The following is a 25,674-nucleotide window of genomic DNA, read 5'->3' on the forward strand; positions in this document are numbered from 1 at the left end:
CATGCCATTATCCCGATGCGACTAAATTTTTGTGTGTATGAATACTCATGAGTATGCCAAAGCCGACTAGTATGGTCACCATCGATGTGCCGCCGTAACTCACTAAAGGCAACGGCACGCCTACAACAGGCAATAAGCCACTGACCATGCCGATATTAACAAAGATATATATAAAGAAAGTCATGATGATGCTACCAGCTAATAAGCGCGAGAATGTGCTTTTTGCTTGCGATGCGATATAAATGCCCCGCGCGATGATTAAACTAAACAATAACAATAACAGCAAATTGCCAACCATGCCAAATTCTTCGCTGAATACAGAAAAAATGAAATCGGTTGTGCGTTCAGGTAAAAAATCAAGCTGAGACTGGGTGCCATTTAGCCAGCCTTTTCCCGTCAGGCCGCCAGAGCCTTGTGCAATGGTTGATTGAATAATATGGTAGCCAGCACCCAATGGATCTTGTGTAGGGTCTATGAGAATCTGTACACGTCTTCTTTGATAATCATGCAGCATCGACCAAAAAACAGGAATAAGTGCCCCAGCGGAAATAAAGCTACCAATAATAAAACGCCAGCCAAGCCCAGCCAAAAAAATAACAAAACAACCGGAGGCAGTAACCAGTAATGAGGTGCCTAAATCGGGCTGTTTAAGAATAAAAAGAACTGGTGCAATGAGGATGAAAAAAGCAATGATAAAGTCGATTAAACGTAATGATGCTTCCCGTTGAGAAAAAAACCAAGCAAGCATCATTGGGGCAGCAATCCGCATTAATTCGGAAGGTTGTATTTTCATTATCCCTATGTCTAACCACCTTCTGGCGCCATGACTGATATTGCCAAACAGTGCGACACCAAGAAGGAGCAACACACCTGCTAGATAAAGTGGCGGCGCCATGCGTTCCATCAATCGCGGCTCTATATTAGCAACAAGCCACATCGCAGATAGTGCGATGGTAATATTGATTAGTTGAGCGTTGATTCTAGAAAAGCTTTCTCCTGAAGCGCTATACAAAACAAACAAGCCCACCAACATCGTGAACAGAATACAACTCATTAAAATGGAGTCGATGTGTTTAGTCAGCACATGCGCAATTTGATTAATCATGAGCAACTTCCGATATTGGTGCATCAATCGCTATTTTAAGAGGGTTAATTTTTGTGGCTAGCTCGGGCGGTTTTTTACCAAGCAAGTAGTAATCCATCACCTGCCGCACAATCGGACCAGCTGCTGAGCCGCCATGCCCTCCATTTTCTACAATGGCTGCAATAGCGATTGTAGGATTCTCTGCCGGCGCATACGCTATAAACAAAGCATGATCTCTATGGCGTGCGTTGATATTTTTTTCATCATACTTTTCATTCTGTTTAATACCTATCACTTGTGCAGTACCTGTTTTTGCTGCAATACTATAACCCGCATCTCTACCAACAAGCGATGCTGTGCCGCCAGGTAAGGTAACATCGATCATGGCCTTAGTCACAATTTCTAAATTGCCTGCATTTAATGGGATTGTTTCAGTCAGTGTTGGTTGTATTGCGGTTGTCTGGCCTGTTTTTACATCCATTATTGTTGTGACTAAATGTGGTTTCATTGCCGCGCCACCATTAGCAAGCACAGCTGTTGCATAAGCAAGTTGCATAGGTGTGGCTAGGGTATAACCTTGCCCAATACCAACAATAACAGTTTCACCAACATACCATGGCTGTTTAAAACGGCGTTGTTTCCATTCTGGTGTAGGGAGTAATCCACTGTTTTCGCCATTAATATCAATGCCACTTTTTTCACCAAAACCAAAATGACGAACAAATGAAGTGAGTTTTTCTATGCCTAATTCAATGGCTAAGCCATAAAAAAACGTATCGCAAGAAACAGTAATCGCACGCGAGATATCGACCAAGCCGTGCCCCCCAACTTTCCAATCTCGGTAGCGATGGCTGCTGTTAGGCAGCGTGAAATACCCTGCATCTTGTATATTAAATGGCGGATGACGCTTGCCTGCCTCAAGACCTGCCAGTGCAACAAACGGTTTGAATGTCGAGCCTGGTGGGTAGATGCCACGTAATGGACGGTTAATCAGTGGTTTATCGGCAGACTCATTTAAACGTCGCCAATTTTTTGTATCAATCCCCCCAACAAACAGATTAGGATCGAAAGTGGGCATGCTGACTAAGGCAAGCACTTCACCTGTTTTTGGTTGGATAGCAACCAACGCACCTCGTCTATCACCAAAGCCTTTCTCAGCGATCTCTTGCAGAGTCAGATCAATAGAAAGTACTAAGTTATTGCCTGAAATAGGCGCTTTGCTGGAGAGGACACGCACGGCCTTTCCGTCTGCGTTAATTTCAACTTGTTGGAAGCCGGTTGTGCCATGCAGTTGCTTTTCATAATACTGCTCAATACCGCTTTTGCCGATATGGTCGGAACCCTTGTAATTAGAGAGATCGTTAGATGCCTTTAGCTCAGCCAGATCGTCATCATTAATACGACCAATATAGCCCACAATATGCGCACCTAATTCACCATTTGGATAGTGACGATATAATCTTGACTTAATTTCTACGCCAGGAAATCGAAAACGATTGGCAGCAAATCTCGCTGCTTCTATCTCGTTTAAGTGGGTACGTATTGGAATAGATTCAAATTCATGCGTGCGTTCTTTTAGTTTATTGAATCGCTTGATATCGCTACTGGATATTTCAACCAGCTGACTAATTTCTGTAATGGTTTTTTCGAGATGATCAACTTTTGATGGTGTGATTTCTAACGCATATACAAAAAAATTATGGGCGATTGTGATGCCATTTTTATCCGTGATGATACCGCGAGTAGGCGCAACAGGAATGACAGAAATCCGATTGTTTTCTGCGAGCGTATGATAGTGATCATGACGGGTCACTTGCAAAAAATAAAACCGCAGCATAAGGACAGTAAAGCCAATAATCACAAGTGCGCCAAGCACTGCTAGCCGCACTTTGAAATGATGCAATTCATCTTGATGGTTTTTTAGTTCTGGCCGACGGCGCATATTTGTTTAGTTGGCCTTATTGGATGCTGACTGCGTAATTGGTCCAAGAAATAAACGCATAAGATGTAACAATAAAACACCTGAAATCACAGGCCAGAAATAATGCATATCTGGTGCATCGTGACCAGAGAACAGTTTTAACACTAACATGGTGATGCGTGTAAAAATTAATAAAGTAAAGGTGAAAAACAATAGTTGGAATGTGCTAAACAGAACCAGCCGACGCTGAAAGAGCAGTGCCATATACGCTGTAAGTGTGAATGCTAAAGCGTATTGACCTAGTAGACTGCCTGTAGCCAAATCAACCAGTACGCCGGCAAGCCAAGCAGTGCCTATATTACAAAAATAAGGCGCACGAAAAATCCAATAAATCAACACTACGAGCATAAAATCAGGGCGTAAAATAACGCCATCACCTGTCCACGGAAAAAGCTGCAAAAGCAAAGCGACAAATAAAGTGCCGTAAACCAATAATCGGCTAGGTGCGCGCATCTGGTTGAACCTTTTCCTCGGTGGTTTTTATCGGATCCTCTTCTACAGTTTTTGGCTGCTCAATAGTGGCAGCTTTGGACTCAGGTAATTCTAATATTAAGAGTTGTAAATGGTGGCTTACTTGCGCTGTAGGAGTGCTCACGATTTTTGCAAAAGGAGATTTAGAATCCTGATTGATTTTTGTAACAGTCGCAACAGCCAGTCCTGCAGGATAAATGCCATCAATACCAGAAGTGACCAGTTTGTCACCAATTTTAATATCAACATTGGAAGGTAGATAAGGAATATCAAGCGTATTCCCGCTCTGTCCAAACGCAATCGCGCGTAATTGATTTCGCTCAACTTGTACTGGAATAGATAAATTCTTGTCTGTAATTAAGGTGACTTCACTGCTAAATGGGTAAACACGGGTAACCTGGCCGATGATGCCTTTTGCATCAACAACAGCTTGCCCAGCTTGTATATTGTGTTGGCTACCACGATTAACAACCACAACGTTTCTGAATGGGTCTCTGCCTGTATGTGAAATATCACCTAAGATTGCTCTTGGATGAATGGGAATATCCCCGCCAAGTAAGCTACGTAAATGTGCATTCTCAGCTTGCAAGCTATTGAGCCGTTGTAATTTAATCGCATGTTCGAAAGCCTGCTGCCTTAGCATATAGTTTTCTTGGACTAGCGCATTATGAACAGAAAAATACCGCTTGGCATCTCGAATAAACTCGCTAGGTATATTGGCAATGACCTCTATAGGATGTAGTCCGCCAATAAAGGCTTGGCGGACCTGGGACAGGTAATTTAACTTGGCATCAACGGCCATTAAAATGATGGACAAAGCACAGAAAAATGCCATTCGAGAGAATGGACTTGCGCCACGGACAAAAAAAGCTGGTGTTTGTTGAGGCTCTAATTTCTGATGAACACCCTTAAGCATACCGTTGCAATAGATTGAATTGAAATGCGCAACGATTATTCATGCGCAAATACGCTACCTAATTTATCCATGTCCTCTAACGCGCGCCCACAACCACGCGCCACACAGGTCAACGGATCCTCTGCAATAATCACAGGTAGCCCTGTTTCTTCCATTAGTAAGCGATCGATGTCGCGTAATAATGCGCCACCACCGGTAATGACCATGCCTTTTTCTGCAATATCTGCGCCTAGTTCTGGTGGTGTTTGCTCTAAAGCTGATTTTACAGCGCCCACAATTGCGTTTAGTGGCTCGGTTAATGCCTCTAAAATTTCATTGCTAGAAATGGTAAATTTACGTGGCAAGCCTTCTGCAAGGTTGCGTCCCGTTACTTCCATTTCTAATACTTCCGACCCAGGAAAGGCTGAGCCAATTTTTTTCTTCATGGCCTCAGCGGTTGGTTCAGATATTTGCATGCCATAATTGCGGCGAATGTAGTCGATGATGGCTTGGTCGAACTTATCGCCACCAACGCGCTCAGATTTGGCATAAACGATACCGCCCATTGAAATGACGCCCACTTCTGTGGTGCCACCGCCAATATCCACAACCATAGAACCTGTTGCTTCTGCTACGGGCATTTCTGCACCAATCGCTGCCGCCATAGGTTCCTCAATCAAGAAAACCTGTTTAGCCCCAGCGCGCTCGGCAGATTCTTTGATTGCACGACGTTCTACTTGCGTAGAGCCGACTGGCACGCAAATAATAATACGCGGGCTTGGTGAAAACCAGCGAGAGTCGCGTGCTTTGCGAATGAAGAATTTCAACATCTGCTCAGTTACAGTAAAATCGGCTATCACGCCGTCTTTCATAGGACGAATCGCTTGAATATTCGCTGGTGCGCGACCCAGCATGCCTTTAGCCTCAGTGCCAACAGCGAGTAATACTTTTTTGCCGTTGGTGCCACCCTCAATACGAATCGCGACCACCGATGGTTCGTTGAGAACAATGCCTCTGTTGCGTGAAAAAATGAGTGTGTTTGCGGTACCTAGATCGATGGCTAAATCATTTGAAAAGTAGTTGTTTAACGAGCCGAACATATGTTTTTTCCTGTGCTTTATCTAACGAGCTTATTAATCACATGCCTAAAATAAGATGGGATATAAAATCAAGGTATAATAACGTATATTTGGCTTAAAATTAAGTCGCAATTAAAGTTTATTACACTAAAGCGAAGAAACAGAAGAGTAGAAGTAATTTATGGCATTAGATAATTCCGATATTAAGCGCATTGCACATTTAGCACGCATCGACATCAGTGATGCAGAAGCCGATAAAACGCTTACCAAATTGACCGGCATCTTGACCTTAATTGAGCAAATGCAGGCGGTTGATACCACAGGTATATCGCCTATGTCTCACTCACAAGACGTGGTGCAGCGGCTAAGAGATGACGTTGTGACAGCCACCAATCAGCGTGAAGCCTTCCAAACAAATGCGCCCGCTGTTGATAGTGGGCTGTATTTGGTGCCAAAAGTGATTGAATAGACACAATAAATAGACGACACAACTTGTCCCGAATTAGACTGCTTTGAATACTTAGAAAACCATGATTAACGACAGCCTTAAAATCTTAAGCCAAATGTTGGCGAATAAAACCATCTCTAGCGTTGAAATGACGCAAATATTCTTAGACCGTATTGGTCAATACAATCCTGAGATTAATGCTTATATTACGGTCGATGCAGATAAAAGTTTGGCGCAAGCCAACGCTGCTGATCTGCGCATTGCTAATGGTACAGCGACAACCTTAACTGGCATTCCGTTGGCACAAAAAGATATTTTTTGTGCTAAAGATTGGAAAACAACGTGTGGCTCCAAAATGCTGGAAAACTTTATTGCGCCATATGATGCACATGTTATCGCGCAGTTTAATGATGTTGGCGCAGTGAATTTGGGTAAAACCAATATGGATGAATTTGCGATGGGCTCATCGAACGAAACGAGCTATTTTGGTGGTGTTAAGAATCCTTGGGATTTTAACCGAGTACCGGGTGGTAGTAGTGGTGGTTCAGCTGCAGCTGTGGCGGCGCGGTTATGTGCAGCGGCAACAGGTACCGATACGGGCGGTTCTATTCGCCAGCCAGCTTCACTTTGCGGCTTTACGGGCTTAAAACCGACCTATGGTTTAGTGTCGCGTTACGGCATGATTGCTTTTGCTTCTAGTCTAGATCAAGCAGGTCCGATGGCAAAATCGGCAGAAGATTGTGCATTGATGATGAATGTGATGGCAGGTTTTGACGCGCGTGATTCAACTAGTTTGAATCATCCTAAAGAAGATTACACTGCCAAATTAAATCAACCATTGGCTGGTTTAAAAGTGGGCTTGCCTAAGGAATATTTTGCTGAAGGTTTGGATGGCGATGTGGCAAAAGTCATTGAGGCTGCCATTGCAGAATACAAAAAATTAGGCGCTGAGTTTGTCGATATATCATTGCCTAACGCTGAATTATCAATCCCAGTGTATTACGTGCTAGCGCCTGCAGAAGCGTCTAGTAATCTATCTCGTTATGATGGCGTGCGCTATGGACATCGTGCCGCAGAATATGATGACTTGATGGAAATGTATATGAAAAGCCGTGCAGAAGGATTTGGCGAAGAAGTGAAGCGGCGTATTTTAATTGGTACTTATGTGCTTAGTGCCGGTTATTACGATGCGTATTACGTAAAAGCGCAGAAAATTAGACATCTCATTGCCGATGATTTTAAAGCTGCATTTGAACAATGTGACATTATTATGGGGCCAACTGTACCCTCGACAGCCTTTAAAACTGGCGAAAAGACGGGTGATCCAGTGGCGATGTATTTACAAGATATTTATACGATTGCAACCAACTTGGCAGGTTTGCCAGGTATGAGTATTCCAGCAGGGTTTAGTCATGATTTGCCAGTTGGCTTGCAAATTATTGGTAATTATTTTGATGAAGCACGCATGCTGAATGTTGGACATGCCTATCAACAAGTGACAGATTGGCATACTAAAATGCCTAAAGGAATTGCATAATGGAGTGGGAAGTTGTTATCGGGCTAGAGACGCATACTCAGCTACAAACAAAAACCAAAATTTTTAGTGGCGCCTCAACCGCCTATGGCGCAGAGCCCAATTCACAAGCGTGTGAAGTGAGTATTGCGTTGCCAGGTGTGTTGCCTGTGCTCAATAAAGAGGCGGTGCAATGTGCCATTAAATTTGGCTTGGCGATTGATGCAGACATTGCGTCACGATCTGTGTTTGCACGTAAAAATTATTTTTATCCAGATTTACCAAAAGGCTATCAAATTAGTCAGTTTGAATCGCCAGTTGTTGGGCAAGGTAAAGTAACAATACAAGTGCCAGCATCTGGCAAAAATGAAGCCTATGAAAAAGTGATTCATATTACCCGAGCACATTTGGAAGAAGATGCCGGTAAATCGGTGCATGGCGCTTTTGAAGGAATGAGTGGTATTGATCTGAACCGAGCGGGAACGCCATTGCTAGAAATTGTGACGGAGCCGGATATGCGTAGTGCAGCGGAGGCGGTTGCTTATGCCAAAAAACTGCATGAGCTGGTGCAATGGATAGGTATTTGTGATGGCAATATGCAAGAAGGTAGTTTCCGTTGTGATGTCAACGTTTCCGTGCGACCAAAAGGCACTTCAGCGTTGGGCACACGACGTGAGATTAAAAACTTAAACTCATTCAAGTTTATGCAACAAGCCATTGCTTATGAAACGCAGTGGCAAATCGAAACACTTGAGGATGGTGGCAAGATACAGCAGGCAACTGTGTTATTTAATCCTGATACGGGCGAAACGCGCGCCATGCGGAGCAAAGAGGAAGCGAACGATTATCGCTATTTCCCAGATCCTGATTTATTGCCATTAGAAATCACAGAGGCCGATAAGGCAGCGGTGAAGGCGGTTATGCCTGAATTGCCAGAAGCAATGAAAGCGCGCTTTGAAAGTGAGTATGCACTCTCGCCTTATGATGCGTCTTCATTAACTGCAAGCAAAAATATTGCAGACTATTTTGAATCTGTTATTCATGTTGGCGGCGATGCAAAATTGGCCGCAAATTGGGTGATGGGTGGCATTAGTGCTAAGCTAAACGCAGAAGATAAAAGCATTACAGATTCGCCAATTGCTGCGGTTACTTTGGCACAATTGATCAAGCGAATTGCTGATGGCACTATTTCAAATAATGCGGCTAAACAAGTATTTGAAGTAATGTGGCTAGGAGAATCTGATGTTGATGCGATTATTGAAGCAAAAGGTTTGAAGCAAGTTTCAGATACTGGCGCTATCGAAGCCATCATTGATACCGTGTTGGCTGCTAATCAAGCCATGGTTGAAGAATATAAAGCCGGTAAAGAAAAAGCATTTAATGCGCTGGTTGGACAAATCATGAAAGCGTCAAAAGGCAAGGCGAACCCAGCACAAGTAAATAGCTTGTTAAAAGAAAAACTAACCAGTTAATGATTGCTATTAGTCGAACTTTTATACTGTTTATTGGTTGTTTTTAGCTGTTAATTCATTGAAGCGCTTTTTGTCATTTTCGTAACGTTGATTAATGTTGTCAATCACTGTTTGTTGTTTGTGAATCTGTGCTTCTATTTTTTGCAAGGTTATTTTGTCAAATTGCTCGGTTGACTCTAGTATGCGTTTTCGTCTTTGCTGTAAGTCTTCTAACGCCAGCTTATCTATTCTCACGTTTCGTTTGCGAGCAAGTTCAATTTCTTCAATAGAAGTATACGAAGACAGCAGTGCACGGTCGTAGCGTTTTTGATCGGCAGATTGCTTACCCTCTTTAGCTGAGGTTGTTGCTTTTTCTTTCTCGATGATCGTTTTTTTGATTATGACGCCGTGCTTGTTTAGTACGCTAGATTGATTTGAAATTTCATCAGGCATAGGTGGTTTGTCACCGTAATGGGTAACGCCATGGTTATCAATCCATTTGATAATTTTTTGACTATAAGCGTGCGCAAACTGACAAACTAATGTGCTCGCAATCATCACAGCATGCAATCGCAATTTAATGGTAACAGCATTCATTTTTGTTCAGGCTTTAGTTTAATATTATTTGTGATCAAGCAGTGAGGCAATAGCGCTGCTGATACTTTTTTATTACCGCTAAATATGATGTTAAAGCATCGCTACGTTCAATGTGTGCCAATAAATCACTCAATTTTGCGATGCTAATTACAGGCATTTGGTTATTTTGCGCCACTTCTTGTGTTGCGGATAACTTGCCTAACCCTTTTTCCTGTCTATCTAACGCAATACTCACACCGCAAGCAGTTGCGCCATTTGCTTTAATCAAGTCAACTGATTCACGTATTGACGTGCCAGCCGAAATAACGTCATCAATAATTAAAACACGACCCTTAAGCGGCGCACCAACAACTGTACCACCTTCTCCATGGTCTTTGGCTTCTTTGCGGTTATAAGCATAAGGTAAATTCTGACCCCGTTTTGCAAAAGCAATTGCAATACTGGCCGCTAGCGGAATGCCTTTATAAGCAGGACCAAACAGCATATCAAATGCAATACCTGATTTTTCAATGCTATTGGCGTAAAATTCGCCTAATTTTAATAAACTATCACCATCATTAAATAATCCAGCATTAAAAAAGTAAGGACTTAAGCGTCCCGCCTTTGTCTTAAATTCACCAAATTTAAGCACCTGTTGCTCGATGCAAAATGTGATGAACTCTTGTGATAAATCATGATAATTAACTGACATCGCTTATCTAAATTAAAGGAATTAAATGCGTATTATAACGTTGAATTTAAATGGAATCCGCTCGGCCGCTAATAAAGGCTTTTTTCAATGGTTGCAACAAACCCAGCCCGATATTATTTGTTTGCAAGAATTAAAAGCGCAGGCTGATAATTTAACTGAAGAAATGCAAGCCCCAGCTGGCTATTACGGTAACTTTCATTATGCACAAAAAAAGGGATATAGCGGCGTTGGTATTTATTCTAAGCAAAAACCAGATGAAGTCATTATTGGTTTAGGCATTGATGATATTGATGCAGAGGGCCGTTATATAGAATGTCGTTTTGGCAAGCTCGCAGTAGTGTCATTGTATTTACCAAGCGGTTCTAGTGGAGACGAAAGACAAGCCTTTAAATTGAGCGTGATGCACCGTTTTATGCCACATCTTGAACGGTGCATTAATAGCGGATTTGACGTTATTATTTGCGGTGATTGGAATATTGCCCATCAAGAAATCGATTTAAAAAACTATAAAGGCAATAAAAAGAATTCAGGCTTCTTACCAGAAGAGCGTGCATGGATGACCGATTTATTTGACCGTGTTGGTTGGGTTGATGTTTATCGCAAGCTATATCCTCATACGACGGATGCCTGTTATACCTGGTGGAGTAATCGTGGACAAGCATATGCCAACAATGTTGGTTGGCGGATTGACTATCAAGTGGTTACACCTGCATTGGCTGAAAAGGCCATCTCAGCCTCAATTTATAAAGAGGAAAAGTTTAGTGACCATGCGCCACTGGTGATTGATTACCAAGATGCGTGACACATATGTAGCGCCCATTCATTGGCGCACCACCTAGACATACGGCAAATCTCGACCATGATTCACTCCCGCTTGCTATTCTCTCCGCTGGTCGATGCATCACTAACCAATTCCACCAAAAGCAGCGGTTTTGGGCTATCTCTCTTACATCTGAGTGGTTAGTTTTTGTTGGTCTGCACCCCTGGTATGCCATGGTGCAACCTTAAATAAAAGCAACATCCCAGGTATCGCCAGTAAGGTGCAGACATAAAAGAAGATTTCCCAACCCAGCGCTTCGACCATGCTACCAGTCAGGGCATTAAAAATGGATCTTGGCACCGCGGATAAACTCGTGAATAAGGCAAGTTGGGTGGCCGTGTAAGCTGGGTTTGTTTCGCGCGCCATATAGGCAACATAAGCGACTGTTCCCAAGCCAACACCAAGTGCTTCGCCACCAATCACAATGGCTAACATGCCACGTTCAATAGTGCCGATGGTTGCAAATGGACCTGCATGAGCAAGCCATGCAAAGCCGAGAATAGTGAAAAGCTGTACCATACCAAACACCCATAAGCCGCGATTAATACCGACTTTAACCATCCAAATGCCGCCGATAAATCCACCTAATATTTGCATGACTAAACCGCTACCTTTGACAATGGTGCCGATGTCAGTATTGCTAAAGCCCATATCAATATAAAACGGGGTGGCAAGCGCGGTTGCCATGCTGTCACCCAGTTTATAAAGCAAAATAAACAGCAGCACTAATAGCGCATGTTTAATGCCTGCACGGTTAATAAATTCGGTGAATGGTTCAATCACAGAGGCTTTTAGACTTTTTGGCGCCTCTGCTCGATGTGGTTCCTTGGTAAAGATTGTCATCAATATGCCAGGAATCATAAATAAAGCGACAATCCAAAACACCGATGACCAAGGAAGATGATCGGATAAAATCAAGGCCAGTGCGCCCGGTACTAAGCCTGAAACACGATAAGCATTCACATGAATGCTGTTACCTAAGCCTAATTCTTCATCACTTAAAATCTCACGCCTAAATGCATCAATCACAATATCTTGGCTGGCAGAAAATAAGGCAACTAGAGTAGAAACGACAGCGATGCTCGTGATGTTGAATTGTGGATTAAAGAATCCATAGGCGCAGATGGTAATAAATAGCGCGATTTGTGTTACTAGCATCCAACTTCGTCGTCTGCCCATTGGCGCAATCAAATTGTATCGATCCATCAATGGTGCCCAAACAAATTTCCACGTGTAAGGCAATTGAATCAAGGCAAATACGGCAATGGTTTTGAGGTCTATGCCTTCGCTACGCAACCATGCTGGGAGCAGTTGAAAAAGTAAATATAAGGGTAGGCCAGAACTAAATCCGAGTACAATACAAGCCAACATACGTTGATTAAATAGGATATTGGTTAAGTTGAGTCTGGCCATATTGAATTGATTAACGTTGTTGATGGTTTCGATGAGGGACGCAAAACAATAATTGATTTGCGTATTTGCGAAGACTTATGGCCAAGATTGCGAGACGGTAACAAACTGATTATCAGAATGATCAGCACATGTATGATCTTTTGTATCTTCGCACGGCTTATCGTAATCAATCATGATTTTCCCATTTTCCAAGTGCCAGTCAACAAAATAACTACCCATTTTTTTGTAGACCACCTTAGCTTCTAACGGATCAACGATGGCAATCATTTGAGTGTTTGCTGCTTGGTAACAAGTAACAATTAATACACCCTCTGGATGGGATATGGGTGTGACGATTTCAATAGAGGAAGACAGTTCCGTTTTTTCATTTAATGCATCGGTTAAATCACACTGAAAATGATGGCGGATAATCTTACCATTAGCCTGCTTAATGGCAATGACGCTTTCAAAAATGGTTGCATTTTCGAGCTGCCATGCCCAATTAATAGCGTAAACTGGCCTAGATAACAGGCCGAGCAACATGATTAAAAAAACCAAGTAGCGTTGTTGATTGATAAAAAACATTGCTGTAGTTTACCTTGTTTTGCTGACAAATAAAGGGCTTATTGTTTAGTTAAGTATGCTAGTGAGCAATGCCGCAGCCAATGATTGGGAACTTTCTGACCTGTCAGTCGACAGATAGAAATACTGTTTTAATCTTTGGCAACATTAACCGCACCGATAGCGTGGTGTTCATTTTTCAATTAAATACTGAGCCAACGGCTTTGGTATCAGTATGTTCATTTTTTGGGAGTCTATGCAGGTAATAAAAATGGTTGGGCTATTGTCCATTTTATTGAGTCATACAGTCATGGCTGATACTGTCATACTGAAGAATGGCGACAGGATGACAGGCACTATCGTTAAAAAAGAAACTGATCAGCTTATTTTCAATACCAATTATGCAGGCGAAATTAAGATTCTGTGGTCAGCAATTGCAACATTAAATACCGATGCACCCGTTAAGGTTGTTTTGTCTGATGAGGCTATCCATGACGCTCGATTAGAAAAAAGAAGTGTGGGTCGAGTCAACATGTTGAATGCTGGCTTGAAAATGAGTAAAGAATTAAATTTACAAGCGCTGACTTATCTCAACCCAAGTCCAGCAGTGTCTGGTCAAGGTATCGAGTGGTCAGGTTATGCCAATGTGGGCGGGGCAGTCACATCCGGTAATACTGATAATAGCCAATTGCGAGCTGATTTTGAGACGACTGCGAGAACAAAAGACAAGCGCTTCACGGTTGGTGCCTACCTGAATAGAGCAAAAGCAGAGGGTGAAAGTACCGCATTTAATAGCAAAGGCTATATTCAACATGACTATTTTTTAAGCAAGCAATGGTATTTATATAGCAACGCTTCTTTAGAAAATGATCAATTTAGAGACATTCATTTACGATCAAGCACTGGTGTAGGTTCTGGCTATCAGCTTTATGAGCGCGAAGATTTGAATTTGTCGATTGAAGGTGGTCTTAACTATATTAGCACGGACTTTAATGATGCCGAAGATGAGCGTTATGCCAGTGGGCGATGGGCGTTGAAATATGATCAATTGGTATTTCAGAACATCAAATTCTTTCATCAGCACGAAGTCTTATTTAGCTTAGAGGAGATAGCGAACACCTTGGCGTTTACGAAAACTGGCTTAAGGGTGCCAATTGCAGAGAACCTAAACGCTTCTACTCAACTCAATGTCGATTATGCGAATCAACCAGCCACAGGTAAGGAAAAGACGGACAAGACCTTGTTGTTTAGTGTTGGTTATTTATGGTAATACATGCTTGTAATGATGAAATTGCATGGCTTCATGTAAGCAACTCAACTATCGTTGTCAAAACTGGCATGGGCCTGTGAAATTTGTATGCAGTGTCGATGCACCCAATCAATCACGGGGTTAAGCAGTGTCAGCAAATTAATACCCAAGTCACTTAATGCATATTCTACATGTAAAGGTTTTTCAGTTAGGACACGCCGATGAACCAGCCCGTCTCGCTCAAGATAGCGTAGTGTTTGGGTGAGCATTTTTTGTGAGATGCCATCACACATGCGTTTGAGTTCACCAAAGCGTACAGGCCCTTGCTCTAGACTGCTCAGGATAACAACGCTCCATTTATCGCCAATGCGACTGAGTATTTGGCGTGAAGGGCAGCAAGCTTTGTGAATATCTGGTGTTGGTATATCGGTTTGACGCATGATGATAGGTTACTCCTTAGTGCCTAATTGACTTGATTAATATGGTATCTAAAATAGACTAATCTCTAAAAGATACTAGCAATCTTTTTCAAGTAATAGCAAATAGTTTAGTAAACAAGAATAAAACGCTTTAGAAACTGTAAAAGTAATTTCACAATACTGCAGTCAATTGATTGACGATAAAAACTTTCGACATGAATTTTAAATGTAAGGAACCCGCATGACTGAACTCAATATTAACGGTCAAACACGCAGTACCGACTATGATGATGACACCCCTTTATTGTGGGTGATACGCGATAGTTTACAAATGACAGGTACTAAGTTTGGTTGCGGTGCAGGTTTATGTGGCGCCTGTACGGTCCATTTGGATGGACAGCCTATTCGCTCATGTTTAACCCCACTTTCTGCCGCCGTAGGTAAGACAATCTCAACAATTGAAGCGGTGCATGAATCCAAAGCGGGTCAAGCGATTCAAAAAGCGTGGCAAGACTTAGATGTGGTGCAATGTGGTTATTGCCAATCAGGACAGATCATGTCTGCCACAGCGTTATTAGCTGCTAACTCAGCACCAACCGATGCAGACATTGATAATGCGATGAATGGCAATATTTGTCGGTGTGCGACTTATGTTCGGATTCGTGCCGCCATTCATCAAGCAGCTAAAGACTTGGCATAGGAGACCATGATGAATCATCTACAGAATGTTTCGCGCCGTGGTTTTTTAAAAGCAGGTCTTGGTTTAACTATTGCCATCATGATTCCGGGTTGTACCAAAAGCCCAGATAGTGAAACTGCCGCTATCGATGCGGTGATGGAAAATGCTATTTTATTTGAACCCAATGCCTTTGTGAGGATTGGTGCTGATAACACAGTAACGGTCATTGCTAAACATTTAGAAATGGGACAAGGCACATATACTGGTCTTGCGACGTTGATTGCGGAAGAGCTTGACGCAGATTGGGCGCAAGTTAAAGTGGAAGGCGCCCCTGGTGATGCTAAGCGTTATAACAACTTGGCTTGGGGTCCTTATCAAGGCACAGGCGGTAGTTCTGCGATAGCGAATTCTTTCGAACAAATGCGTCATGCTGGTGCAACAGCGCGTGCGATGTTAGTACAGGCGGCGGCGACTGCTTGGCATGTACCAGCCAGTGAAATAACGGTGAAAGCAGGTGTGTTAAGTCACGCAAGTGGTAAAGAAGCTAACTTTGGTGCGTTTGCTGAGGCGGCTTCTACTTTAGCTGTGCCAGAAACAGTGACATTAAAAGATCCAAAAGACTTTACCTTGATTGGTAAAGTAGCGCCTCGTAAAGACAGCAAAGCAAAAACCAATGGTTCAGCCATTTTTACGCAAGATATTCAGTTGGATAATATGCTGGTAGCGGTTGTGGCACACCCGCCAACCTTTGGCGCAACAGTGATATCGTTTGACGATAAAGACGCAAGGGCGGTCAAAGGCGTTGTTAATGTGGTTAAGATTCCTTCAGGTGTTGCGGTATTGGCCAGCAACTATTGGACAGCCAAAAAAGGCCGTGATGCACTTAAAGTTGAGTGGGATGAAAGTAAAGCATTCAAAAAAAGTACGGATGCAATTATTGCCGATTATAAAGTGCTGGTTACAAAACCTGGCAATGTCGCACGCAAAGACGGTGATGCATTGGGTGTGCTTGGAAAGAGTAAAAAAGTGGTTTCACATGCGTACGTATTTCCATTCTTAGCACACGCCGCGATGGAGCCGATGAACTGCGTTGTGCAATTGAAAGACGGTATATGCGAAGTGTGGAACGGCAATCAGTTACACAGTATAGACCAGTATGCACTTTCAGCAGTATTCGGTATTAAACCAGAAGCGGTTAAGATTAATACGCTATATGCAGGCGGTAGTTTTGGTCGTCGTGGTAATCCACAGTCTGACTATATTGTCGAAGCCGCGCATGTTGTCAAAGCCGTAAACTCACAACAACCGATTAAACTAGTTTGGTCTCGCGAAGATGATATGCAGGCAGGACATTACCGGCCGATGTATGTGCATAAAATGAATGCGACACTGGATGAACAGGGCTTTCCAAGTGCTTGGCATCATACAATTGTTGGACAATCAATTGCCAAAGGCACGGCATTTGAAGGACAAATGGTCAAAGATGGTGTTGACTCTACCTCTGTTGAGGGTGCAAGCAACTTGCCTTATCAAATTGCTAATCTACAAGTCGATTTACACACCACAAATGACAGCGTTGCTGTTCCTATTCAATGGTGGCGTTCAGTCGGCAGTACGCACACTGCTTATGCAGCAGAGGTATTTATTGATCAGCTTGCAAAAATAGCACAGCAGGATCCGATTGCTTATCGATTGGCGATGTTGAAAGATAAGCCACGTCATGCTGGCGTATTGCGTTTGGCGGCAGATAAAGCCAATGCGCTAGCAAAAAAAGAAGGTGTTAGACAAGGGCGTGGCGTGGCAGTTCATGAGTCATTTAATACATTTGTTGCGCAGATTGTCGATATCACAATTGATGCTGAAAATAATCTAATCGTTGACCGGGTAGTCTGTACCGTTGATTGTGGTATAGCAGTCAACCCTGATGTGATTAAAGCGCAAATGGAAGGCAGTATTGGTTATGCGTTAGCCGCAGCATTAACGGGTGAAATCACGTTAAAAGACGGTGTAGTTGAGCAAAGCAATTTTGATGGCTACCCTGTACTCAGAATAGCTGAAATGCCAACCGTAGAAGTGCATATTGTGCCTTCAGCAGAAAGTCCAACTGGCGTTGGCGAACCGGGTGTGCCGCCACTCGCACCAGCGTTAGCGAATGCTATTTTTGCGGCAACAGGTAAACATATTACGCAGTTACCAATTGGTGACCAATTAAGCGCCTAAGCGATGGATAGTCAAGACTTAGCAGTCCTTACCCAAGCGCAGCGCTGGCTACAAAATGGATGCCCATTGTTACTGGTGACCGTGGTTAAAACTTGGGGCTCGTCGCCGCGACCTGTTGGCGCATTGCTTGCATTACGGCATGATGGACGGGCAGCGGGTTCCATTTCTGGTGGATGTATTGAAGACGACTTAATGTATCGTTTGCGTAAAGAGGGAATGCCAAAACGCGCCGAGTTAGTTACTTATGGTGAAACTGCCGAAGAAGCGCGGCGTCTAGGCTTACCTTGTGGCGGTAGTATGCAATTGGTACTTGAGCCGATTACACAAGCTAACGCGCTTGATGAAGTATTATGTGTACTCAATCAAGGTCAATTGGTGGCGCGACGTTTGGATATCAATGCGATGAAAAGTAGCATAGCAATCGCCACTTCAGATCAGACAACTGAACTAAAAGACGGTGAGTTAACCAGTATTTATGGCCCGCGTTACCGTTTGATTTTGATTGGTGCTGGCCAGCTTTCTCAACTGTTGGCTAATATTGCGCTCAGTTTAGATTTTGCTGTCACTATTTGCGATCCACGAGAAGAGTATGCCGATGGTTGGCATGTACCCAATACCCAATTGCGCCGTGAAATGCCCGATGATGTCGTGATGGCAATGCAACCCGATGCACGTACAGCAGTCATTACATTAACGCATGATCCAAAATTAGATGATTTGGCGTTGATGGAAGCGCTGAAGTCACCTGCATTTTATGTTGCCGCACTCGGTTCGCGCAGCAATAATAGACAAAGACGTGAGCGCTTACTTTCTTTTGATGTCACGCTTGATCAAGTGGAAAATTTACGTGGCCCTGCTGGGCTGTTTATCGGTAGCAAAACGCCCAGTGAAATTGCTGTTTCGATTGCTGCGGAATTAATAGCGGTGAAAAATGGTGTTGAAGCGAATCGCTTATTTAATGTAAATGACGCAAAAACTGCGCTAGATATTGCAGAAGATACATTAAATAGTTGCCGCATCTAATACCAACATCATCATGCAAGGGATATTATTAGCAGCGGGATTTGGTCGGCGCTTTCAAGCTGACTCTTCAGGCGAGCAAGATAAGTTACTGGCAGTATTGCCGAATCAACAAACCATGCTTGTTCAAAGTGCGATGGCATTAAAAGAGGCGCTCCCTCATAGTGTCGCCGTAGTACAAACCCAGCAAATTGTACGTAAACAAATACTGCAAGACATAGGATATACGGTCATTGAAAGCGAGCAAGCAAAAGACGGTATGGCCTATGCAATTGCATCCGCTGTACGGGCAACACATCAAGCAAGTGGTTGGCTGATTGTACTTGCCGATATGCCTTGGATACCAGTGACATTAATCCAGCAATTGGCTGCGCTAACGACAACACCACAGTCCGTTGTTGCGCCGCGATTTAATGGTAAACGCGGACAACCTGTGGCTTTTGGGGCGGGTTGGTATCATCAGTTAGTCAATTTGCAAGGCGACGCAGGCGCGCGTGACTTACTAACAGCAGCAACCATTACTTGGCTTGATTGGCATGATGATCGTATTCATCGAGATGTTGATACGCCGCAAGATATGCGGTAATAGACAGCTCAAGGACCGCGTTTTAGGCGATACATGGCAAGATTGCCAAAGCAATTGGGCATGAATGTGATGACCTTGCCATTGGTAATCACTTTGCGTTCAATAACGGCAATATTATTGGCTTTACACAATTGATCAAAGTCGTTGATCGTACATAAATGCACATTGGGCGTGTTATACCATTCATAAGGCAAATCTTCAGAAACAGGCATTTTGCCTGCAATAATTTGCAGGCGATTGCGCCAATAACCAAAATTGGGAAATGTCACAATTGCTTCACGACCAACGCGCAACATTTCTTGCAGAATAGCCTCAGTGTGATGCATGGCTTGTATGGTTTGGGAAAGAATGACCGTATCAAATGAGTTGTCTTCAAACTCAGATAATCCCGCTTCTAAATCCATTTGAATGACGTCAATGTTATTTTGCATGGCGGCGAGCCATTTGGTATCGTCTTTTTCAACGCCATAGCCTTTTATTTCTAAACTATCGCGTACATAGCTAAGCAAAGAGCCATCACCACAACCCAAATCAAGTGCCTTAGAGCCGAAACCAAGCCAGCCAGCAATGATGGCGAAATCTTGACGGTATAAATGATTAATAGTGGAATCTGTTGTCATGTTGGTGAGGTCTCAATCTGGCTTAAATAGCTACTGACAATGGCATGATAATGCGGATCGGGCATTAAAAAAGCATCATGACCATGCGCGGCCGTCACTTCTGCATATTTCACTGGCAACTCATTATCTAACAATGCTTTTACAATTTCACGTGAGCGTTTGGTTGAAAAGCGCCAATCGCTGGTGAATGAAATGACTAAAAATTTAGCCGTTACCTTGTTTAATGCGGCAGACAAGTCGCCATTAAAATCGCCTGCTGGGTCAAAATAATCTAAAGCGCGTGTCATACGAATATACGTATTGGCATCAAACTCACCTGCAAATTTATCCGCTTGATAGCGCAAATAAGATTCCATCTCAAATTCTACGTCAAAGCTATATTTAATGGTGTCTTTGAGTTTGCGACCAAATTTCGCGCCCATGGCATCATCAGATAAATAGGTAATATGGCCTAACATACGCGCAATTCGTAGGCCGCGTCTAGGTACTACGTTGTGCGCGTAATAGTCGCCACCATAAAATTCAGGGTCGGTAATAATCGCTTGACGCGCGACTTCGTTAAACGCCATATTTTGTGCTGTTAAATTGGGTGCTGATGCAATCACTAAAGCATGTTGAATGCGATTGGGGTAAGCAATACTCCATTGTAACGTTTGCATACCACCTAAACTGCCTCCAACGACTGCTGCAAAGCTTTGGATGCCTAAGTGGTCGGCAAGCATGGCTTGAGAGTTCACCCAATCTTCTACTGTGACAACTGGGAAGCTGGCGCCAAACGGTTTGCCCGTTGCTGGATTAATGCTTGCAGGGCCGGTAGAGCCGTGACAACCACCCAAATTATTCACCCCAATGACATAAAATTTATTGGTGTCTAGGGGTTTGTTAGGTCCAATTAAATTGTCCCACCAGCCAGGGTTTTTGTCTTCAACGCTATATTTACCCGCTACATGGTGTGTGCCAGACAAGGCGTGACAGATTAAAACAGCATTAGATTTATCCGCATTTAGTTGGCCATAAGTTTCATAAATCAAATCAAACGCAGGCAATACTTCACCGCTCTTAAGCACGAGCGGTTTATTAAAGTGTGCAGTTTTTGGCGCAACAATGCCAACAGAGTTAAGTTCAGACATGCTGCTATTATACTATGCTGGAAATCAAAAAATCATACTCTTAAAAAAGTGTATTAGCTGCCCATGTTAATACGTTGATATTGCGTTAAATCATGTCGATGCCAGCGATGGTCTCTAAAAGCATCAATCAATTGTCGTGCTCGTTTAGACTCAATGCCATTAAAGCCCTTGTTGTCGCGATCTAGAAAGTCGGTAAGACCGGTAATGGATACTAGCTCTGCTGGCGTCATATTTTTAAATCCCATCGTCCAATTGCCAAAAGTGCGCGCCTCTATCGGCTCCATAATTAACTTCATGACATGATGATGGCGAACATCTTTTGATATTTTTTCAAACAACCTATCCAGAATTGCACGTTCGCCTTCTAGTACTTGAAAAAAACAACCATCCATATACAACAGCATGCCAGATACATGTCGCGCATCGTTTTTCTTTCTGCAGTTGGATAATAGCGTGACAAGTTCTTCATGTGACATGTGATGACAAGCCACACTGGTATAAGCTAAAAGGGATAAATGATGCTCTTCTAACATGGTTGCGCTTTCAGTAAAGGATAAAACAGCTATCAACAACCTTGTTAACGACCATTCGTTTTTAAACTTTAACGGATGAGTTTTGGTGCTTGCCAAGCTAGCGCTCACTGCAGATGCTGTTGTCTCAGCATGGATAGCGCGGGCTCTTTCACAATAATAAGACGCTAATGTTGCGCAATGGTCACGCGTGCTATACCTCCTAAATCATGAATATGCTGTATGGCATTAAATTGCGCTTCTTGCATTAAGCTAGCCACTTTGCCCGATTGATTGTAGCCATGCTCAATCAGTAACCAGCCATTGATGTTTAGATGTTGTTTGGCGTGACGAATAATATGTCTAATGGCATGTAACCCATCATTGCCAGAAGCTAGCGCAGCGAAGGGCTCAAACCTTAAGTCACCTTGATTTAAATGGGCATCGAGCGCTTCGATATAAGGGGGGTTGCTGACGATGACATCAAAGCGCTGACCTTGTAGCGCGTTAAACCAATCGCTATGTAAAAACGCAACATTATGAATATTGAGATTTTGCGCATTTTCTTGAGCAACTAGCAAAGCAGCTGTTGCATAATCTACAGCGGTGACTTTTGTGTTTGGTGCGTGTTTGGCAATGGCCAAACCAATTGCCCCTGAGCCTGTGCCTAAATCTAAAATAGACTTCGCTGTATTGTTGGGTATTAAGGATAAAGCGGCATCGACTAATGTTTCTGTGTCTGGTCTTGGAATTAAGGTATCTGAAGTGACCAATAGCGGTAAACCATAAAACTCGCGTTTACCCAAAATATAAGCTATTGGCTCACCTTTGACGCGCCGTTCAATGCTTATTTGAAATGCAGATTGGCTTTGGTGATCCAATTCATCGTCAGCATGTGCTATTAACCAAGCGTGGTTAACGTTTAACACATGTTCTAGCAATAACTGTGCTTCCAGTCGTGCCTCGTCATTTTGGGTTGCTTGTTTGAGCGCTAAGCTTGCCTCATGCCATGCTGCATGAACCTTCATCGTTAATTATCATCACCCAGCATTGCCAACATGTCGGCTTGGTGCTCAGCCGCTAAAGGCACAATCAATTCATCAAGTTCGCCCTCGGTAATCGCATCAATTTTGTATAACGTTAAATTAATACGATGGTCAGTAATGCGACCTTGTGGATAGTTATAAGTGCGAATACGTTGTGAGCGATCGCCAGAACCGATGAGATTGCGGCGTTCAGATGAAATTTTTGCGTGCTGCGCATCCTCTTCTCTTTGCTTAATCCTTGCCGCCAATACCATCATGGCTTGTGCTTTATTGGCGTGTTGGCTTCGACCATCTTGGCATTCAACCACAATGCCCGTTGGCGCATGGGTAATACGCACAGCAGAGTCGGTTTTGTTAATATGCTGGCCACCAGCGCCAGAAGCGCGGAATGTGTCAAGGCGAATATCAGCTGGATTAATCACCACATCAGCTACAGCATCGACTTCAGGTAAAATAGCCACTGTGCAAGCGCTAGTATGAATACGACCTTGCGTTTCTGTATCGGGCACACGTTGCACTCGATGGCCGCCACTCTCAAATTTGAGCTTAGAGTAAGCACCTTGTCCTTCAATTTTAGCAATGATTTCTTTGTAACCACCAACTTCGCCTTCGCTGGCTGATAATACTTCTAGCTTCCAACGTTGTTTCTCTGCATAACGGCTGTACATACGGAATAAATCACCAGCAAATAACCCAGACTCATCGCCACCTGTACCTGCACGAATTTCTAAAATGACGTTTTTATCATCATTGGGGTCTTTCGGAATCAATAACTTTTGCAAGTCCAATTCAATTTCTGTTAATCGATCTTTGCCCGCTTCAATTTCTTCTTGTGCGAAGGCCTTCATTTCAGGATCGCTCAGCATGTTTTGTGCTTCTTTAATATCGGCTTCAGTTTGCGAATAGCGTCGGTATTGCTCAACAATGGGCGTGATTTCTGCGTGTTCACGCGTGATTTTGAGATAGTTATCCATGTCGTTGGTAATGTCTTCGGTAGACATTAAACGATTCAATTCATCAAGGCGTTCGCTCAAATTGGCGAGCTTTTGTAATATGCTGGGTTTCATGTTGAGTTAATTCTTAATTTGATAAATGTGGCGGAGCAATTGCGCTAATCGCTCATGTTCGTCACCGTGACTTTGGTTGAGCGCATGACTAGGTGCGTGTAGCAGTTTTTTAGTGATAGACAAGCTCATCATCTCTAATACTTTCTCTGCACTTTCACCTTTTTGAATCAATTTGATTGCTTTATCGAGTTCAGCCGCCCGCATCATTTCTGCTTGGTCTCTTAAGGCCTTAATTGTGGGCACAGAACCACGTTTATGCAGCCATTGCATGAATGTTTCAACTTGGGCGCTGACTATCGTTTCTGCTGTCATTGCAGCCTCTTGGCGATTACCAATGCCATCGGTAACCACTTGCGCAAGATCATCAACCGTATATAAAAAAACATCATCTAGTTGTGCCACTTCGGTTTCAATATCGCGTGGGACGGCCAAATCGACCATAAATATTGGTCTGTGTTTGCGTGCTTTAATCGCGCGCTCAACCATGCCTAAGCCAACAATTGGCAATTGACTCGCCGTGCTGGTAATCACAATGTCAAACGCTGCAAATCGCTCTGGCAGATCATTAAGCAAAATCGCTTCTGCATGGATTTTATCTGCTAGCGCAGCCCCACGTTCTTTTGTGCGATTTGCGACGGTGATGCTTTTGGGTTTTTGCGCGGCGAAGTGATTGGCGCAGAGGGATATCATTTCCCCTGCACCGATAAATAATACGTTTTGTTCTGATAAGTTACCAAAGATGCGCTGTGCCAGTTTAACCGCTGCCGCAGCCATAGAGATGGAGCTAGCGCCAATATCAGTGTTAGTACGCACTTCTTTTGCTACTTCAAACGTACGCTGAAATAATTTATGCAAATGCGTGCCCAATGTGCCCGCTTCTTGCGCGAGTTTTACCGATTGTTTAAATTGCCCTAATATTTGCGCCTCACCTAGTACCATACTGTCTAAGCCAGAAGCCACTCTAAAGGCATGTTTGACCGCTTCTTGATTAGCGAGTGTGTAAGTGTAAGGTTGGATATGATTAACATCTAGCTTGTGATAATTGGCTAACCAATGCACCACTGGCAGCGCATCAGCTGACTGCACATAAATCTCTGTACGATTGCAAGTAGATAAGATTGCCGCCTCTGTCGCGCTTTTAACGGTTAAATCGAACAATGCTTCGTGCATATTGTCGATGCTAAACGCGACATTCTCACGAATTTCGATAGGGGCGGTGGTGTGATTGACACCTATTGTATACAACTGCATTTCGCTATTTTACCAAGTCATTCATGTTGTTGGAAAATAAACTAACGTTTGAAAACTGGTTTAGTTCACCAAAACATTCAGCAAAGCGCTTATCCAAATGTAGAAATCGCGTTAAAATAGCGTTTTAATTTTACCAAAAATCATCAATAGATAACGGAAACGATTATGAGTGAATATAGAATTGCCCCAAGTATCCTATCAGCTAATTTTGCTAAGTTAGGCCAAGAGATTGAAGATGTGATTCAATCTGGAACCGATATTGTGCATTTTGATGTGATGGATAATCACTATGTACCCAACTTAACGATTGGCCCTTTGGTTTGTGAGGCAATTCGCGATTTATCTCACAATGTGGGTGCATTGATTGATGTGCATTTAATGGTTGAGCCAGTTGACCGTATTATTCCTGATTTTGCTAAAGCAGGTGCCGACATCATTACTTTTCACCCAGAAGCATCTAATCATATTGATCGTAGTCTTTCTATGGTTCGTGATTTAGGCTGTAAATCTGGTTTGGTATTCAACCCAGCCACGCCATTGCACTATTTGGAGCATGTCATGGATAAAGTTGACATGATTTTACTCATGTCAGTCAACCCTGGTTTTGGCGGTCAGAAGTTCATTCCACAAACATTAGCAAAAGCAAATCAAGCACGTGCAATCATTGATGCGTACACTGCCAAAACTGGCCGTCAAATTTGGTTAGAAATTGACGGGGGTGTAAATCCAGACAATATCGCTGAGATTGCCGCAGCAGGCGTTGATACCTTTGTGGCAGGCAGTGCTATTTTTGGTAAGCCAAAAGATACTGATCCACATCGCTATGACTCTGTCGTTAAATCAATGCGTGATGCATTAGCAACTGTTAAGTAGCATTCATTATGGATTTCCTTAA

At 43.1% G+C, this 25,674-nt stretch carries 26 protein-coding genes; 10 read left to right on the forward strand and 16 right to left on the reverse strand.

Going from position 1 to position 25,674, the window contains the following annotated elements; all coding sequences use genetic code 11:
* Nucleotides 1-7: 7 nt before the first annotated feature.
* From rodA to KFB94_06365, 5 genes are read right to left on the reverse strand one after another with little or no spacing between them, the layout of a single operon-like run.
* Entirely contained in the window at nucleotides 8-1,105 is a 1,098-nt protein-coding gene (gene rodA / locus KFB94_06345) for a rod shape-determining protein RodA (GenBank protein QVL44922.1), read from the reverse strand.
* Complete coding sequence (gene mrdA, locus KFB94_06350; protein QVL44923.1) at nucleotides 1,098-3,026, reverse strand: penicillin-binding protein 2; 1,929 nt, start codon at nucleotides 3,024-3,026, stop codon at nucleotides 1,098-1,100. The genes rodA and mrdA overlap by 8 nt, the downstream gene beginning before the upstream one ends.
* 6 nt (nucleotides 3,027-3,032) lie before the next feature.
* Nucleotides 3,033-3,518 (reverse strand): rod shape-determining protein MreD, encoded by a 486-nt coding sequence (mreD, locus tag KFB94_06355; GenBank protein ID QVL44924.1) that lies wholly within the window; start codon nucleotides 3,516-3,518, stop codon nucleotides 3,033-3,035.
* Nucleotides 3,505-4,452, reverse strand: a complete 948-nt coding sequence (gene mreC, locus KFB94_06360; protein QVL44925.1) for a rod shape-determining protein MreC — start codon at nucleotides 4,450-4,452, stop codon at nucleotides 3,505-3,507. Before mreC ends, mreD begins: the two co-directional genes overlap by 14 nt.
* Before the next feature lie 35 nt (nucleotides 4,453-4,487).
* Nucleotides 4,488-5,531 (reverse strand): rod shape-determining protein, encoded by a 1,044-nt coding sequence (locus tag KFB94_06365; protein QVL44926.1) that lies wholly within the window; start codon nucleotides 5,529-5,531, stop codon nucleotides 4,488-4,490.
* 160 nt (nucleotides 5,532-5,691) lie between these two features.
* Here KFB94_06365 and gatC point away from each other — a divergent pair, with 160 nt between their 5' ends.
* From gatC to gatB, 3 genes are all read left to right on the forward strand, one after another.
* The gene (gene gatC, locus KFB94_06370) at nucleotides 5,692-5,979 is read left to right on the forward strand and encodes an Asp-tRNA(Asn)/Glu-tRNA(Gln) amidotransferase subunit GatC (protein QVL44927.1); all 288 of its coding nucleotides are present in this window, start codon (nucleotides 5,692-5,694) and stop codon (nucleotides 5,977-5,979) included.
* A 61-nt stretch (nucleotides 5,980-6,040) separates the two neighbouring features.
* Nucleotides 6,041-7,495 (forward strand): Asp-tRNA(Asn)/Glu-tRNA(Gln) amidotransferase subunit GatA, encoded by a 1,455-nt coding sequence (gene gatA, locus KFB94_06375; protein QVL44928.1) that lies wholly within the window; start codon nucleotides 6,041-6,043, stop codon nucleotides 7,493-7,495.
* A complete protein-coding gene (gatB, locus tag KFB94_06380; protein QVL44929.1) occupies nucleotides 7,495-8,943 on the forward strand; it encodes an Asp-tRNA(Asn)/Glu-tRNA(Gln) amidotransferase subunit GatB in 1,449 nt (482 codons plus the stop codon). Before gatA ends, gatB begins: the two co-directional genes overlap by 1 nt.
* 30 nt (nucleotides 8,944-8,973) lie before the next feature.
* Here the strand turns inward: gatB and KFB94_06385 are convergent, their stop codons facing one another.
* Both KFB94_06385 and pyrE read right to left on the reverse strand, forming a co-directional pair.
* Nucleotides 8,974-9,519, reverse strand: coding sequence for a DUF4124 domain-containing protein (locus tag KFB94_06385; GenBank protein ID QVL44930.1), 546 nt, complete (start codon nucleotides 9,517-9,519; stop codon nucleotides 8,974-8,976).
* Nucleotides 9,520-9,553: 34 nt separating this feature from the next.
* The gene (gene pyrE / locus KFB94_06390) at nucleotides 9,554-10,210 is read right to left on the reverse strand and encodes an orotate phosphoribosyltransferase (protein ID QVL44931.1); all 657 of its coding nucleotides are present in this window, start codon (nucleotides 10,208-10,210) and stop codon (nucleotides 9,554-9,556) included.
* A 25-nt stretch (nucleotides 10,211-10,235) separates the two neighbouring features.
* On the opposite strand from pyrE, the gene xth reads away from it, so the two are divergent.
* Entirely contained in the window at nucleotides 10,236-11,012 is a 777-nt protein-coding gene (gene xth / locus KFB94_06395) for an exodeoxyribonuclease III (protein QVL44932.1), read from the forward strand.
* Between the two features lie 144 nt (nucleotides 11,013-11,156).
* Here xth and KFB94_06400 read toward each other — a convergent pair whose 3' ends face one another.
* Both KFB94_06400 and KFB94_06405 read right to left on the reverse strand, forming a co-directional pair.
* Nucleotides 11,157-12,443, reverse strand: a complete 1,287-nt coding sequence (locus KFB94_06400) for an AmpG family muropeptide MFS transporter (GenBank protein ID QVL44933.1) — start codon at nucleotides 12,441-12,443, stop codon at nucleotides 11,157-11,159.
* Between the two features lie 75 nt (nucleotides 12,444-12,518).
* Nucleotides 12,519-13,007 (reverse strand): hypothetical protein, encoded by a 489-nt coding sequence (locus KFB94_06405; protein ID QVL44934.1) that lies wholly within the window; start codon nucleotides 13,005-13,007, stop codon nucleotides 12,519-12,521.
* Nucleotides 13,008-13,239: 232 nt separating this feature from the next.
* Between KFB94_06405 and KFB94_06410 the strand changes: the two genes are divergently transcribed.
* A complete protein-coding gene (locus tag KFB94_06410; protein ID QVL46595.1) occupies nucleotides 13,240-14,253 on the forward strand; it encodes a DUF481 domain-containing protein in 1,014 nt (337 codons plus the stop codon).
* 44 nt (nucleotides 14,254-14,297) lie between these two features.
* Here KFB94_06410 and KFB94_06415 read toward each other — a convergent pair whose 3' ends face one another.
* Nucleotides 14,298-14,672, reverse strand: coding sequence for a helix-turn-helix transcriptional regulator (locus tag KFB94_06415; GenBank protein QVL44935.1), 375 nt, complete (start codon nucleotides 14,670-14,672; stop codon nucleotides 14,298-14,300).
* Nucleotides 14,673-14,892: 220 nt separating this feature from the next.
* Here KFB94_06415 and KFB94_06420 point away from each other — a divergent pair, with 220 nt between their 5' ends.
* From KFB94_06420 to KFB94_06435, 4 genes are read left to right on the forward strand one after another with little or no spacing between them, the layout of a single operon-like run.
* Entirely contained in the window at nucleotides 14,893-15,351 is a 459-nt protein-coding gene (locus KFB94_06420) for a (2Fe-2S)-binding protein (GenBank protein ID QVL44936.1), read from the forward strand.
* Nucleotides 15,352-15,360: 9 nt separating this feature from the next.
* Nucleotides 15,361-17,550, forward strand: a complete 2,190-nt coding sequence (locus tag KFB94_06425; GenBank protein QVL46596.1) for a xanthine dehydrogenase family protein molybdopterin-binding subunit — start codon at nucleotides 15,361-15,363, stop codon at nucleotides 17,548-17,550.
* A gap of 3 nt (nucleotides 17,551-17,553) precedes the next feature.
* Nucleotides 17,554-18,573 carry an XdhC family protein gene (locus KFB94_06430; GenBank protein QVL44937.1) on the forward strand — a complete coding sequence of 340 codons (1,020 nt, stop codon included), beginning with the start codon at nucleotides 17,554-17,556 and terminating at the stop codon, nucleotides 18,571-18,573.
* A gap of 13 nt (nucleotides 18,574-18,586) precedes the next feature.
* A complete protein-coding gene (locus tag KFB94_06435; protein ID QVL44938.1) occupies nucleotides 18,587-19,156 on the forward strand; it encodes a nucleotidyltransferase family protein in 570 nt (189 codons plus the stop codon).
* 8 nt (nucleotides 19,157-19,164) lie between these two features.
* On the opposite strand, the gene metW is transcribed toward KFB94_06435, so the two are convergent.
* The 6 genes from metW to KFB94_06465 all read right to left on the reverse strand — a co-directional run bounded on the left by metW (nucleotide 19,165) and on the right by KFB94_06465 (nucleotide 24,779).
* On the reverse strand, nucleotides 19,165-19,776 hold the full coding sequence (gene metW / locus KFB94_06440) for a methionine biosynthesis protein MetW (protein ID QVL44939.1): 612 nt from the start codon (nucleotides 19,774-19,776) through the stop codon (nucleotides 19,165-19,167).
* Nucleotides 19,773-20,906 (reverse strand): homoserine O-acetyltransferase, encoded by a 1,134-nt coding sequence (locus KFB94_06445; GenBank protein ID QVL44940.1) that lies wholly within the window; start codon nucleotides 20,904-20,906, stop codon nucleotides 19,773-19,775. The genes metW and KFB94_06445 overlap by 4 nt, the downstream gene beginning before the upstream one ends.
* A gap of 53 nt (nucleotides 20,907-20,959) precedes the next feature.
* Nucleotides 20,960-21,439, reverse strand: a complete 480-nt coding sequence (locus KFB94_06450; protein ID QVL44941.1) for a BLUF domain-containing protein — start codon at nucleotides 21,437-21,439, stop codon at nucleotides 20,960-20,962.
* 164 nt (nucleotides 21,440-21,603) lie between these two features.
* Entirely contained in the window at nucleotides 21,604-22,443 is an 840-nt protein-coding gene (gene prmC, locus KFB94_06455; GenBank protein ID QVL44942.1) for a peptide chain release factor N(5)-glutamine methyltransferase, read from the reverse strand.
* A 2-nt stretch (nucleotides 22,444-22,445) separates the two neighbouring features.
* Nucleotides 22,446-23,528 (reverse strand): peptide chain release factor 1, encoded by a 1,083-nt coding sequence (prfA, locus tag KFB94_06460; GenBank protein ID QVL44943.1) that lies wholly within the window; start codon nucleotides 23,526-23,528, stop codon nucleotides 22,446-22,448.
* A gap of 6 nt (nucleotides 23,529-23,534) precedes the next feature.
* The gene (locus KFB94_06465) at nucleotides 23,535-24,779 is read right to left on the reverse strand and encodes a glutamyl-tRNA reductase (GenBank protein ID QVL44944.1); all 1,245 of its coding nucleotides are present in this window, start codon (nucleotides 24,777-24,779) and stop codon (nucleotides 23,535-23,537) included.
* A gap of 162 nt (nucleotides 24,780-24,941) precedes the next feature.
* On the opposite strand from KFB94_06465, the gene rpe reads away from it, so the two are divergent.
* Nucleotides 24,942-25,652: a ribulose-phosphate 3-epimerase gene (gene rpe, locus KFB94_06470; GenBank protein QVL46597.1), complete on the forward strand. Its 711-nt coding sequence runs from the start codon at nucleotides 24,942-24,944 to the stop codon at nucleotides 25,650-25,652.
* Nucleotides 25,653-25,674 lie beyond the last annotated feature (22 nt).

Source organism: Methylophilaceae bacterium, from assembly GCA_018398995.1.
In the GTDB taxonomy this organism is placed as follows: Bacteria; Pseudomonadota; Gammaproteobacteria; order Burkholderiales; family Methylophilaceae.

Bases quoted from the DNA above. Each gene is read 5' to 3' on its own strand.
- rodA (QVL44922.1), bottom strand. From the start codon at position 1,105: ATGATTAATCAAATTGCGCATGTGCTGACTAAACACATCGACTCCATT.
- mrdA (QVL44923.1), bottom strand. From the start codon at position 3,026: ATGCGCCGTCGGCCAGAACTAAAAAACCATCAAGATGAATTGCATCAT.
- mreD (QVL44924.1), bottom strand. From the start codon at position 3,518: ATGCGCGCACCTAGCCGATTATTGGTTTACGGCACTTTATTTGTCGCT.
- mreC (QVL44925.1), bottom strand. From the start codon at position 4,452: ATGCTTAAGGGTGTTCATCAGAAATTAGAGCCTCAACAAACACCAGCT.
- KFB94_06365 (QVL44926.1), bottom strand. From the start codon at position 5,531: ATGTTCGGCTCGTTAAACAACTACTTTTCAAATGATTTAGCCATCGAT.
- gatC (QVL44927.1), top strand. From the start codon at position 5,692: ATGGCATTAGATAATTCCGATATTAAGCGCATTGCACATTTAGCACGC.
- gatA (QVL44928.1), top strand. From the start codon at position 6,041: ATGATTAACGACAGCCTTAAAATCTTAAGCCAAATGTTGGCGAATAAA.
- gatB (QVL44929.1), top strand. From the start codon at position 7,495: ATGGAGTGGGAAGTTGTTATCGGGCTAGAGACGCATACTCAGCTACAA.
- KFB94_06385 (QVL44930.1), bottom strand. From the start codon at position 9,519: ATGAATGCTGTTACCATTAAATTGCGATTGCATGCTGTGATGATTGCG.
- pyrE (QVL44931.1), bottom strand. From the start codon at position 10,210: ATGTCAGTTAATTATCATGATTTATCACAAGAGTTCATCACATTTTGC.
- xth (QVL44932.1), top strand. From the start codon at position 10,236: ATGCGTATTATAACGTTGAATTTAAATGGAATCCGCTCGGCCGCTAAT.
- KFB94_06400 (QVL44933.1), bottom strand. From the start codon at position 12,443: ATGGCCAGACTCAACTTAACCAATATCCTATTTAATCAACGTATGTTG.
- KFB94_06405 (QVL44934.1), bottom strand. From the start codon at position 13,007: ATGTTTTTTATCAATCAACAACGCTACTTGGTTTTTTTAATCATGTTG.
- KFB94_06410 (QVL46595.1), top strand. From the start codon at position 13,240: ATGCAGGTAATAAAAATGGTTGGGCTATTGTCCATTTTATTGAGTCAT.
- KFB94_06415 (QVL44935.1), bottom strand. From the start codon at position 14,672: ATGCGTCAAACCGATATACCAACACCAGATATTCACAAAGCTTGCTGC.
- KFB94_06420 (QVL44936.1), top strand. From the start codon at position 14,893: ATGACTGAACTCAATATTAACGGTCAAACACGCAGTACCGACTATGAT.
- KFB94_06425 (QVL46596.1), top strand. From the start codon at position 15,361: ATGAATCATCTACAGAATGTTTCGCGCCGTGGTTTTTTAAAAGCAGGT.
- KFB94_06430 (QVL44937.1), top strand. From the start codon at position 17,554: ATGGATAGTCAAGACTTAGCAGTCCTTACCCAAGCGCAGCGCTGGCTA.
- KFB94_06435 (QVL44938.1), top strand. From the start codon at position 18,587: ATGCAAGGGATATTATTAGCAGCGGGATTTGGTCGGCGCTTTCAAGCT.
- metW (QVL44939.1), bottom strand. From the start codon at position 19,776: ATGACAACAGATTCCACTATTAATCATTTATACCGTCAAGATTTCGCC.
- KFB94_06445 (QVL44940.1), bottom strand. From the start codon at position 20,906: ATGTCTGAACTTAACTCTGTTGGCATTGTTGCGCCAAAAACTGCACAC.
- KFB94_06450 (QVL44941.1), bottom strand. From the start codon at position 21,439: ATGTTAGAAGAGCATCATTTATCCCTTTTAGCTTATACCAGTGTGGCT.
- prmC (QVL44942.1), bottom strand. From the start codon at position 22,443: ATGAAGGTTCATGCAGCATGGCATGAGGCAAGCTTAGCGCTCAAACAA.
- prfA (QVL44943.1), bottom strand. From the start codon at position 23,528: ATGAAACCCAGCATATTACAAAAGCTCGCCAATTTGAGCGAACGCCTT.
- KFB94_06465 (QVL44944.1), bottom strand. From the start codon at position 24,779: ATGCAGTTGTATACAATAGGTGTCAATCACACCACCGCCCCTATCGAA.